This is a genomic window from Pedobacter endophyticus, assembly GCF_015679185.1.
GTDB classification, from domain to species: Bacteria; Bacteroidota; Bacteroidia; order Sphingobacteriales; family Sphingobacteriaceae; genus Pedobacter; species Pedobacter endophyticus.
The window spans coordinates 5,155,068-5,167,077 of the sequence record NZ_CP064939.1 but is presented as its reverse complement, the minus strand read 5'-3'; the positions used below and the strand labels follow the sequence as shown (position 1 = coordinate 5,167,077).

Here is a 12,010-nt window from a genome sequence, read left to right as displayed (position 1 = left end):
CGAAGGGCAAATACATGAGGCTACTTTTCTCCTAGCTTAAACCGCACCAAACCCGCGATGAAAGCATTTGTTTTCAGCGCTCAAGCAGTCGCTATAACCAACAAACCCAAACTTCTAGTCAAAGCGCATTTTAGTGAAAACCTTCGTCAATCTTTGCAGCAGCCAATATTCGAAATCTCCAACAATGAGATTCAAAGAAGAACAGCTATAAATCATTGCCTGCATCGCGTTTTCACGACCGCAGGTTAATCATTTGAATGTTTTTTTACCTAAAAAATTCAAACAAAAACGAAAATAGTCGCTTTATTTAAGTGATGACATCCGTAAAAAGCATGAAAACAGTAATAATATCGAACAGACTTCCCGTTAAAATTATTGAAGAAAATAACGAATACACCTTTATTCCGAGCGAGGGCGGCTTAGCCACCGGACTTGGCGATGTGTACAAAACAGGCAACTCCATTTGGGTTGGCTGGCCCGGAATTGAAGTTCCTGAAGATCGACAAGAAGAAGTAATCCAAAAACTGAGCGAGCTAAACCTTTACCCCGTTTTTCTAACCCAGGAGGAAATTAACCTCTATTACGAAGGTTTTTCGAACGAGGTTTTGTGGCCCGTATTTCACTATTTGGTTACTTACGCACATTACGAGCAAAGTTATTGGGACTCGTACAAATCGGTAAACGAAAAATTTGCTAAAAGCGCCATGCAGGTGCTAAACAGAAGAGACAAAATATGGATACAAGATTACCAACTACTTTTACTACCAGGTATTTTACGCGAAAAATTACCGAGCGCTACCATCGGCTTTTTTCAGCACATTCCCTTCCCCTCTTACGAAATATTTAGATTGATTCCCTGGAGAGAAGAACTGCTGAACGGCTTGATCGGCTCTGATTTGATCGGCTTCCATACCTACGATGATGTGCGGCATTTCATTAGCACGGCAACCCGGCTACTCCCCGTAAATTCATCATCAAACGTACTTAATAGCAACGAGCGGCAAATTGTGATCGAAGCTTTCCCAATGGGAATCGATTTCGACAAGTTTTCATCATTAACAACCACTAAAGAGGTACAACAAGAAATTGATTACTTTAGAAGTGGAAAAGAAGACATGAAAATCATCCTTTCTATCGACCGCTTAGATTATAGCAAGGGAATTTTGGAGCGCTTAAAAGCGTTAGAACTGCTTTTACAGATGCACCCCGAATTTATAGGTAAACTGGAGCTTTTCATGATCGTTGTGCCATCCCGCGATACCGTTCCGCAGTATAGCGAACTCCGAGATCAGATTGATCAATTTGTTGGAAACCTCAACGCCCGCTACCGATCGATGGACTGGATTCCGGTAAATTACTTTTACCGCTCTTTCCCTATAGAAGTTCTATCCGCACTGTATTCATCAGCCGATATTTGCCTGGTAACACCCATGCGTGATGGCATGAATTTGGTAAGTAAAGAATACGTAGCAAGTAGAAATAAGGAAGATGGCGTACTCATTTTGAGCGAAATGGCCGGTGCTTCTAAAGAACTAACCGAGGCATTAGTTGTAAATCCGAACAATTTAGGCGATATTATGGAGGCCATTGTTGTAGCCCTCAAAATGCCATTAGAAGAACAACAGCAACGCATGAAAGCCATGCGGGCAATTGTAGAAAAATTCAATGTGAAACATTGGGTTAACAATTTTATTTTAAGGCTTAACGAAGTGAAAGATTCTCAAAAATCATTATTAACAAAACACGCTGTAAATTCAATTAACGAAGTTATTGCCGCAAAATATGCTAAAGCCAATAACAGGGTATTATTTTTAGATTACGATGGAACACTTGTAGACTTTACCGGAAATATAGATGATGCCTCTCCAGATGCAGAACTTTACGATTTGATTGAAAACTTAACATTAGACCCTTCAAACACCGTTGTTGTTATTAGCGGCAGGAGAAATGAAACCCTCGAAAAATGGTTTGGCCATTTAAACGTAGATATGATTGCCGAACACGGAGCATGGCAAAAAGCCTACGGCGACAAATGGAACTGCCTGCCCCTGCTTACCGACCAATGGAAAAGCGAAATTAAAGCGCTTTTAGAAACTTACACCGATAGAACTCCAGGTTCTTTTATCGAAGAAAAAAGCTATTCGCTGGTTTGGCATTACCGCAAGGCCGAAGAAGGTTTGGGCGAGTTGCGGGCAAATGAAATTGTAAGCCACATGAAGATTTTAGCCGCCGATAAAGGCCTGCAACTCATGCCAGGCAATAAGGTGATAGAATTTAAAAATATTGAAGTAAACAAGGGCAAAGCCGCATTAAACTGGCTTTACAACAAAAATCCCGACTTTATTATGGCGCTAGGCGATGACCATACCGACGAAGATATTTTTAAGGCTTTGCCGGATGACGCCATAACCGTTAAAGTAGGCAATAACCTTTCAGAAGCAAAGTATTACTTAAACGACTTTAAAGAAGTTAGAAAGTTGCTTTGGAGCCTGGTTAAGGAAGAGTTTGTAACAAAAAATTAATGCCTGCTGTGGTATTTTCTTTGATGATAGCTTTCAACGCTGTCATCAAAGATCACCGACGTTCTTTTTAGAATAATGCGCTTAAGAACGGTCGTCATTTCGCTCGCAGCCGAGAAATTTTTATCTTAAAATCAAGATCTCTCCTCTAAGGGAGCTCCTATGGATCAATCGGTCGAAAGAACGATCTTTATAGTATTCACGGAAACGTCAATGGCGGGAGTGCCCTGCCCCGATTCTCACGAAAAATCCGCGACCGATATATCATCTTGTTTACCCACTCACTCGCCTCTTTTGGCATTACAGTTTTAACGTTCTGGGCCAAATAGCCTGCAGATTCTTCGCTATGCGCAGAATGACAAAACGCACAAAAAAGGCACAAAAAAATCCCGCAGATTAAAGTGAAATTACGCAGAACAAATTCAGCGTCAATTCTTTCAATCTGCAGGAAAATAACCTGTCGTGCCTATAAAAATATTGGCCTATCTAATTTGATTGCAATCCGATAAGCCGCATTCATTAAACCTACGTGACTGTAGGCCTGAGGGAAATTACCCCATTGGCTACCCGTTTTCGCATCAACATCTTCGCTGAAAAGCAACAAGTGATTACAGAACTTTATAATGTTTTCGAACTCTTTAATCGCCTCATCCGTTCTACCCACACAAGCCAAAGCCTCAACATACCAAAATGCACAAATTAAAAAGGTAGTTTTCGGTTTGCCAAAGTCGTCAGCGTGCAGATAACGGTAAAACAATCCGTCTTCAGTTTTCAGTTCATTTTCTAACGCAATTAAATGGTCTTTTGCTCTTTGCGAAGCAGGATCCAGGTAATTCATCATAATTAACTGTAACGTGCTTGCATCTAAGTGCGGGCTGTCAACAGCATTGGTATAAACTTTTCTAACCGGATCGTAACAAGCCTCAATGTGCGCCGCAGCTTTATCGATCAAAATCTGCGCCCGGGTTTCAAAGTCGACGTTACCAATTGTTTTGGCCATTTTTAATGCCGCCTGCGCACCCGCCCATTGAAACAAATTGCTGTAGCAGTGTACATTGGCTATGTTTCTGAATTCCCAGATTCCGGCATCTTTCTCATCAATTGTACGCTCAATTTTTGAAAGTACACTCTCAATCCACCGAACAGAATCACTACGTTCCGAAAATACAAAACGGTGATCGGTGTACAATGGCAGCATCGATATTAATACCTGTCCGTAAATGTCGTTTTGAATATGCTCATACGCCTGATTACCAATTCTAATTGGCTGCTCGCCTTCGTAGCCCTCTAAATGATCTAAAGTATGTTCAGTAATCTTTCGTTCCCCCGCTATTCCGTATAAAGGTTGGTAGCGCGTATCTTCGGCATGAGAAATATCAGAAAGGTAGTTGAAATACTTTTCCATTTCCTCAAAATGGCCAATGTGATTAAGCGAGGTCAATACATAGTGCGAATCGCGGAGCCAGCAATACCGATAATCCCAGTTTCTGGTACTCCCCGGAAATTCCGGCAAACTGGTTGTGCTGGCGGCAATAATTGCGCCTGTATCTTCATATTGGTGAATTTTTAAAACCAACGCCGAGCGAATTACGAACGGCTGGTAAAAGCCAGCAATAGAAGAATGTTTGATCCATAAGCGCCAATAAACAATAGTTTCACGAAGAAATCTTTCTGCCGTACTAACCACCGGCGCCTCAAGGTTTTGCCCATAAGTCATCACCAGATATTTCGGTTCATTAAGCACAAATGCCTTTTGATCTAAAATGTACGTTAACGACACATTGGTGCTTAAACGAATATTTTCGTCGCAACCCAGGTAATCAATGTGGTTACTCCCCCTACTCGATCGCATTTTACTTTTTCCGTAATCGCAAACCGGCTCACACTTTATCGTTATCCTCGAGTGCCCTTCAAGGGGTTCAATCTTTCTGATAAACATGAGCGGCTTAAAATACCGTTCGTATAAATGAAAGCGAGGCGCAAAATCGGTAATCCGGTACTTGCCTTCCGAAGTTGTGATCTCCGTTCTTAAAACGTTCGTATTTTCAATGTAATATTGGGTCGAAGTGAATTCGCCTTGCGGTAAAATCGAAAATTCTCCGCCCTTTTTCTTGTCTAAAAGGCTTCCAAAAACAAAAGGACTATCAAAACGAGGCCAGCAAAGCCAGGATATGTCTGTATTTTTATTTACATGCGCCAAAAAAGCACAATTTCCTATAATTCCAGTTTGATAAAGGTGTTGTTCGGTCATAAGTTTATTTGTGTTGTCTTTTACTAACAAGCGTAGGCCAAAAATGTTGGCGAAAAAAGAATTTTAAGGGAATTTAACGATTATAATCGTAATGCGATAACTATAATTAAACAGTCAGGAACACTCATGAGGGACATCGTACAAATTTCTCCTCCAAAGGAACTCTTATTAAGCGCTCACGTCGAAATGACAATCGCTCCAAAGTCATCGCCTGATAAATTAAACATACAAAAACTTTATCAAACAAAAAAGTCCCGAATTACTTCGAGACTTCTTTTCTTTCCTTATCGGTAGCTAAACCAATGCATTTTGCTTAACCACCATTTTTACTTTTTCAATCACGTAATCAAGTTCTTCCTTCGTTGTATATTTACTGAACGAGAACCGAACCGATGGGCGATTTGGGTCGGCCTCAATACCGTTTAAAACGTGCGAGCCAATATTAGAGCCCGACGAACATGCACTGCCGCCGGAAGCACAAATGCCATTAATATCGAGATTAAAGAGCAACATATCGGCCATATCCATCTCAGGGAAAGATACGTTTAACACCGTATAAAGGCTTTTATCAGCATCAGTTTCGCCATTAAAGCCAATTCCCGGAATTTCCGCAATCAATTGTGCTTTCAAATAATCTTTTAAATCCTGAATGTAAACCTGGTGGGCGTCCATTTCCGCATAGGCAATTTCAAGCGCCTTGGCCAGCCCAACAATACCATACACATTTTCAGTTCCGCCACGCATATTGCGCTCTTGTGCGCCACCATAAATCATCGGCGGAATTTTGATATTGCTGTTTACATACAAAAAGCCCACGCCCTTTGGCCCGTGCAGTTTGTGTGCCGCACAAACGATAAAATGCGCTTTCAATTCGCGTACGTTGTGTGGGTAATGTCCCATCGTTTGCACGGTGTCCGCATGATAAATGGCGTTGTACTTTTCGCAAATATCTCCAACCTTAGCCATATCGGTAAGTGTGCCCAACTCGTTGTTGGCATGCATAAGCGATACAAAAGAACGCTCATTGTGTTGCAACAGTTCTTCCAAATGAGCATAATCTACATTACCCTTCGCATCTATATTAACAAAGCTCAGCTTATCAATCTCACCATGTTTAAGCATCATATTTAAGGTATGCTCAACCGCATGGTGCTCAATTTTTGAAGTAATGGCGTGTTTAATTCCATAAGCTGCAATGCCGCACCGAATCGCGGTATTATCGGCCTCTGTACCTCCTGAGGTAAAGAAAATTTCTGATGGAGAAGCACCTAGCAAATTAGCGACCGTTTTACGGGCCTTTTCTACAAGGGTTCTCACCTCCCTTCCCAGCGCATGAATAGCCGATGGATTGCCAAAGTAGTTCTCCATCACATTTGTCATTTCGGCAATTACGTCCCTATCTAGGGGTGTGGTAGCCGCATTATCTAAATACACTTTTTTCATTAGCTAGTTTAATTTTAATATTTCCTTAATGTCAGAAATGATTTTATTAGCCAGGTTTTCGGCAACTGTTTCGTTTTCAGCTTCACTGTAAATCCTTATAATTGGCTCCGTGTTCGATCTGCGTAAGTGCACCCATGTTTTATCAAACTCGATCTTCAATCCGTCTATAGTACTGTAAGGCTGTGTTTTATATTTTTCTTCCACCTGTTTTAATAAATTATCGATATCCATTTCCGGTGTAAGGGTAATTTTATTTTTAGAGATGTGGTACTGTGGATAGCTGCTTCGTAGCAATGATATCGACTTTCCAAACCTGGCCAAATGCGTTAAAAACAAAGCAATACCAACCAAAGCATCTCTGCCATAATGCGCTTCAGGATAGATAATTCCGCCGTTGCCCTCGCCACCGATTATGGCGTTGGTTTCTTTCATTTTGTTAACCACATTTACCTCGCCCACAGCCGAGGCATTATATACCGAGCCCGATCTCTCTGTTACATCGCGTAAAGCACGGGTCGACGAAAGGTTCGATACCGTATTGCCAGGGGTGTTCTTCAGTACATAATCGGCAACAGCAACCAAAGTGTATTCTTCGCCGAACATCGTACCATCTTCATTTACAAAACATAAACGGTCAACATCAGGGTCGACAACAATACCCAAATCGGCACTTTGCTTCTGCACTTCTTTCGAAATCTCGGTCAGGTTTTCCGGAAGCGGCTCAGGGTTATGCGGAAAATGCCCATCGGGCGTACAGTATAGTTCTGTAACTTGGGTTACGCCCAAAGCCTTTAACAACGCAGGTATAAAAATGCCACCGGTAGAGTTCACACAATCGATAACAATCTTAAAATCGGCCTTTTTAATCGCTTCAACATCAACCAAAGGTAGCGCCAAAACTTTGTCGATGTGTTTTTGCAGGTAAGTATCGTTCTTAATTACCTTGCCTAATTTATCAACATCAGCAAATTCGAAACTTGCACTTTCTGCCAGTTCCAAAACCTCTTTTCCGTCCAAATCGCTAATAAATTCGCCCTTGTCATTTAATAACTTCAGCGCATTCCATTGCTTAGGGTTGTGGCTCGCCGTTAAAATAATTCCTCCGCCAGCCCTCTCATCAGGCACCGCAACTTCAACAGTTGGCGTAGTAGAAAGTCCTAAATCGATTACTTCGATGCCAAGGCCCTGCAAGGTGCCGATGACTAAATTGTTAACCATTTCGCCCGAAATACGTGCATCGCGACCCAAAACCAGTCGTTTATTGCCTGTTTTCTTTACCACCCAGCTACCAAAAGCCGCTGTAAATTTTACTATATCAATCGGTGTCAAGCCGTTGCCCGCTTGTCCGCCAATCGTTCCTCGTATTCCTGAAATCGATTTTATTAAAGTCACTTTTGCGTATTTATTTGAAATTCAAAAATAAGAAAAAAAACAAGATGCCGGCTGTTTTCGGGAAGCTTTAACCACTTAATTTACATTGTTTTTATATCTATTTATACCATGTATTTAATAGAAATTAAGGGCTAACAGACTTTGAAACTGCTGCTTTCGGCACTACAGTCAGAGGCAAACTGTTGTTGGCAAACTCTTGCCAATCCGGCCATCTTCCATTTTTAAACGCTGGTATTTGATATACACACCCAATAGCAAAAGGATACAAAAACACCTATCAATGCAATAATGTTGCAATAAATGAGACAGGAGATTCTACATGCAAAGTAAAAGTTTATATTTGCGCAACTGTTATGGTTTTTTTGGCTCAGCACAGTGGCAACAAATTAATGTTCAGGTTAAATTAATCTATACGTTTAAGTCAATTTTATCTAAGTTTGCAACTTTTCAAAACAAAGGCTTATTTATATGCAGCGCAAGTGGTTTCAATATTGGTTTAATTCCCCATATTATCATATTCTTTACCAGGAAAGGAACAATGCCGAAGCCGAGTTTTTTATCGATAACTTAACAAACTATCTTGATCCCGTTGTTGATGCGAAGATGCTCGATATTGCGTGCGGTAAAGGCCGACACGCTATTTACTTGAATAAAAAAGGCTTTGATGTTACAGGAATAGACTTATCGGAACAAAGCATCAAATTTGCAAAAAAGTTCGAGAATGATAAATTGCACTTCCTTGTGCACGATATGCGGCGGTTATTTTACATCAACTATTTTGATATAGCGCTAAATTTATTTACCAGTTTTGGCTACTTCGATACCGAAAAGGAACATGTAGACGCATTAAAAACTTTTAGGAAATGTTTAAAGGCCAATGGTATTTTGGTAATTGATTATTTTAATACCGAAAAAATTATCGGAAATTTAAACCATTGCGAAACGAAGTCGCTCGATGATATTACCTTCAACATTACGAAAACCGTAGTTGACGGAAAGATTATCAAAAAAATTAATTTTGAGGATAAGCACAAGGTTTACAACTTCGAAGAACGCGTTCAGGCATTTACTTTCGACAATTTTGAGCGTATGCTTACAAAAGCGGGCATGGTGGTACAAAAGGCTTTCGGTAACTATGCACTCGATGACTTTGACAAGGCCAACTCAGATCGTTTAATTTTAGTTTGCAAAAAAGCATGATAGAAAGCATCCGGCAATTTGATGTTGAGCTCTTTTTGAAGATCCATCGCGGTCTTTCAAACGGTTTTTTCGATTGGCTGATGCCCTTAATGCGAAACCGGTTCTTTTGGTCGCCGTTATACGTTTTTATTATTGTATTTTGCATCAAACAGTATAAAAAAACAGGTCTCTATATCATCGGCATGATACTCGTTACCTTTGCCATGGGCGATTCGATCTCCTCAAAACTGATCAAACCAATGGTGGGAAGAGTAAGGCCATGCAACGATTTTCATTTATCAAACGATATCATCCACCGGGTACCTTGCGGCGGCGGAATGAGTTTTCCATCATCTCATGCCACAAATCATTTCGCTATTGCGGTGTTTTTGATCTGCGTTTTTTATAGCCGTTGGAAACCGATTTTGCCAATTGGATTGTTTTGGGCAATAATTATTTGTTTTGCACAAGTTTATGTGGGCGTTCATTTTCCGGTTGATGTTACCTCCGGCGCAATACTCGGAACAATAATCGGTTTTGTTTGTTCAATGATTTTTAAAAAACTACAACCCGAATTTTAATGGAAGCTTGGAAATTTGCCGTACTTTTTTTCTGCGCTTTTTTTGGAGGCACTGCAATATTTTTGGTTAAAAGCGATAAATCGAAACTGCTCAAATTGATTCTGTCTTTTAGCGGTGCCTATCTCTTTGCCATTACCGTTTTACATTTAATTCCTGATGCGTACAGCGGCCCCGATAAAGAGCAGATCGGGATTTTTATACTCGTTGGATTTTTACTTCAGATATTTTTAGAGCAATTTTCGGAAGGGGTTGAACATGGACACATCCATAAACACCACGATGGCCATGTGTTCCCATTTGGCATTATGATAAGCCTTTGTTTGCATGCCTTTTTAGAAGGAATGCCCCTTGCAAAAGATCAGCACAATGAACTGATTTTCGGCATTTCGCTTCATCATATCCCCGCAGCCTTTGCTTTGGCCAGTATTTTAATGCAAAATCATTTCAAAAAAGGCAGCATTCTCCTATACCTTCTTATTTTCGCACTAATGGCCCCGCTCGGCTTTTATGTAAGTGTTGGACTTAGTAACGGAACAATCGGTGGAATAGACGCTTATTTTAACAAAATAATGGGCATTGTTATCGGTATCTTTTTGCACATCTCTACCACCATCCTGTTCGAATCGAGTGCAGACCACAAAATCAATATCCGGAAAACCATCGCTGTATTGCTCGGCATTGGCGTAGCGTTAATCGGTTTTTTTGCTGGCCACTAGCTCGCTGCTCAGTCTAAAAGCTTAATGCTGTAATCCACTTCATCAAAAAAGCGATACTTTTTGCTATCTTGAGCTATGGAACACATTGTAAATGAGCCTGCCGTGGCCTATAACAAACGGCGTTTCACCATCGAAGAATACCTGGAGAAAGAAAAAGCCTCCGACGAAAAGCACGAGTACTTTGAAGGAGAAATCTTTGCAATGTCTGGTGCAAGTACAGAACATAACAGAATTTTTAGTAATGTTTTTGTACAAATCGGCGTCAAACTGAGGGGAAAGCCTTGTGAACTGTTTGGCAGCGATATGCGGATGCATATTCCTAAAAATACGCTCTTTACCTATCCCGATATTTCAATCTATTGCAATGAAATCGAGCACCTCCAAACCGATGAAGACACGAGTTTAAATCCCACAGTAATTATCGAAATCCTTTCGCCATCTACGCGAGATTACGATCGAGGGAAAAAATTTAAGCTTTATCGCGACATTCCATCGTTAAAAGAATACATCTTAATCGATTCCGAATCGGTAGCTATTGAAGCCTTTTACCTTAACGAAAACCAAAACTGGGAACTGATCGAATATCAGCAACTAACAGATTCGCTGAACTTTGCTTCCATGGGTTTTACAGTTGACATAAGCGATATCTACAACAATGTTCGTTTTGATTAAACTGAAAATTTCGGTACATTGTAATTTATGGAATTCATTGTAAATGAGCCTGCCGTGGCCTATAACAAACGGCGTTTCACCATTGAAGAATACTTAGAGAAAGAAAAAGCATCCGACGAAAAGCACGAATACTTTGAGGGAGAAATCTTTGCTATGTCTGGTGCTGGCGATAAGCATAACGAAATTTTCAGTAACGTATTCATTGAAATTGGCAACAAACTGAAAGGGAAACCATGTAAGCCGTACGGTAGCGATATGCGGATGCATATTCCGGAAAATACACTGTTTACTTATCCTAATATTTCCATTTATTGTAAGCATCCGAAAAAAAGTGGTGTAGACGAGGAAACTTTTATTGAACCTACCGTAATTATCGAAATCCTCTCGCCTTCAACCAGAAAATACGATAGAAGCCGTAAATTCGACCTTTACAAAGATATTCCTTCTTTAAAAGAGTACATGCTAATCGATTCAGAATCCGTTTTTGCTGAAGCCTTTTACATTAACGAGAAACAGATTTGGCAAGTTATAGAATATAAACAGTTAAGTGATTCGCTCAACTTTGTTTCGATGGAATTTGCCATTGCCTTAAGCGATATCTACGAAGATGTTAACTTTGATTAATTTGAGAATTTTGCTAAATTGTAATTTATGGAATTCATTGTAAATGAGCCTGCCGTAGCTTACAACAAGCGGCGTTTCACCATTGAAGAATACTTAGAGAAAGAAAAAGCCTCCGGCGAAAAGCACGAATACTTTCAGGGAGAAATCTTTGCTATGTCTGGTGCTAGCGATAAGCATAACGAAATTTTCACTAATATTTTCGGAGAACTTTATGTCAAACTGAAAGGGAAACCATGTAAGCCGTACGGCAGCGATATGCGGATGCATATTCCGGAAAATACACTGTTTACTTATCCTGATATTTCCATTTATTGTAAGCATCCGAAAAAAAGTGGTGTAGACGAGGAAACTTTTGTTGAACCTACCGTAATCATCGAAATCCTCTCGCCTTCAACCAGAAAATACGATAGAAGCCGTAAATTCGACCTTTACAAAGATATTCCTTCTTTAAAAGAGTACATGCTAATCGATTCAGAATCCGTTTCTGTCGAAGCCTTTTACATTAACGAGAAACAGATTTGGCAAGTTATAGAATATAAACAGTTAAGTGATTCGCTCAACTTTGTTTCGATGGAATTTGCCATTGCCTTAAGCGATATCTACGAAGATGTTAACTTTGATTAATTTGAGAAT

10 protein-coding genes are annotated in these 12,010 nt (G+C 40.2%); 7 read left to right on the top strand and 3 right to left on the bottom strand.

Features of this window, described 5'->3' with window-relative positions; genetic code table 11:
• The first annotated feature begins 332 nt into the window (after positions 1-332).
• Positions 333-2,522: a bifunctional alpha,alpha-trehalose-phosphate synthase (UDP-forming)/trehalose-phosphatase gene (locus IZT61_RS21045; RefSeq protein ID WP_230383789.1), complete on the top strand. Its 2,190-nt coding sequence runs from the start codon at positions 333-335 to the stop codon at positions 2,520-2,522.
• 463 nt (positions 2,523-2,985) lie between these two features.
• Here IZT61_RS21045 and IZT61_RS21040 read toward each other — a convergent pair whose 3' ends face one another.
• The 3 genes from IZT61_RS21040 to glmM form a co-directional block, all read right to left on the bottom strand.
• Positions 2,986-4,770 (bottom strand): glycoside hydrolase family 15 protein, encoded by a 1,785-nt coding sequence (locus tag IZT61_RS21040; RefSeq protein WP_196098960.1) that lies wholly within the window; start codon positions 4,768-4,770, stop codon positions 2,986-2,988.
• A 294-nt stretch (positions 4,771-5,064) separates the two neighbouring features.
• Positions 5,065-6,213 (bottom strand): cysteine desulfurase family protein, encoded by a 1,149-nt coding sequence (locus IZT61_RS21035; protein WP_196098959.1) that lies wholly within the window; start codon positions 6,211-6,213, stop codon positions 5,065-5,067.
• 3 nt (positions 6,214-6,216) lie between these two features.
• Positions 6,217-7,605: a phosphoglucosamine mutase gene (gene glmM / locus IZT61_RS21030; protein ID WP_196098958.1), complete on the bottom strand. Its 1,389-nt coding sequence runs from the start codon at positions 7,603-7,605 to the stop codon at positions 6,217-6,219.
• A gap of 468 nt (positions 7,606-8,073) precedes the next feature.
• On the opposite strand from glmM, the gene IZT61_RS21025 reads away from it, so the two are divergent.
• The 6 genes from IZT61_RS21025 to IZT61_RS21000 all read left to right on the top strand — a co-directional run bounded on the left by IZT61_RS21025 (position 8,074) and on the right by IZT61_RS21000 (position 12,001).
• Entirely contained in the window at positions 8,074-8,805 is a 732-nt protein-coding gene (locus IZT61_RS21025) for a class I SAM-dependent methyltransferase (protein WP_196098957.1), read from the top strand.
• Positions 8,802-9,365 (top strand): phosphatase PAP2 family protein, encoded by a 564-nt coding sequence (locus tag IZT61_RS21020; RefSeq protein ID WP_196098956.1) that lies wholly within the window; start codon positions 8,802-8,804, stop codon positions 9,363-9,365. The genes IZT61_RS21025 and IZT61_RS21020 overlap by 4 nt, the downstream gene beginning before the upstream one ends.
• Entirely contained in the window at positions 9,365-10,081 is a 717-nt protein-coding gene (locus IZT61_RS21015) for a ZIP family metal transporter (RefSeq protein ID WP_196098955.1), read from the top strand. Before IZT61_RS21020 ends, IZT61_RS21015 begins: the two co-directional genes overlap by 1 nt.
• Positions 10,082-10,156: 75 nt before the next feature.
• Entirely contained in the window at positions 10,157-10,753 is a 597-nt protein-coding gene (locus IZT61_RS21010; RefSeq protein ID WP_196098954.1) for a Uma2 family endonuclease, read from the top strand.
• Positions 10,754-10,780: 27 nt separating this feature from the next.
• On the top strand, positions 10,781-11,377 hold the full coding sequence (locus IZT61_RS21005; RefSeq protein WP_196098953.1) for a Uma2 family endonuclease: 597 nt from the start codon (positions 10,781-10,783) through the stop codon (positions 11,375-11,377).
• 27 nt (positions 11,378-11,404) lie between these two features.
• Complete coding sequence (locus tag IZT61_RS21000) at positions 11,405-12,001, top strand: Uma2 family endonuclease (RefSeq protein WP_196098952.1); 597 nt, start codon at positions 11,405-11,407, stop codon at positions 11,999-12,001.
• Positions 12,002-12,010: the final 9 nt, after the last annotated feature.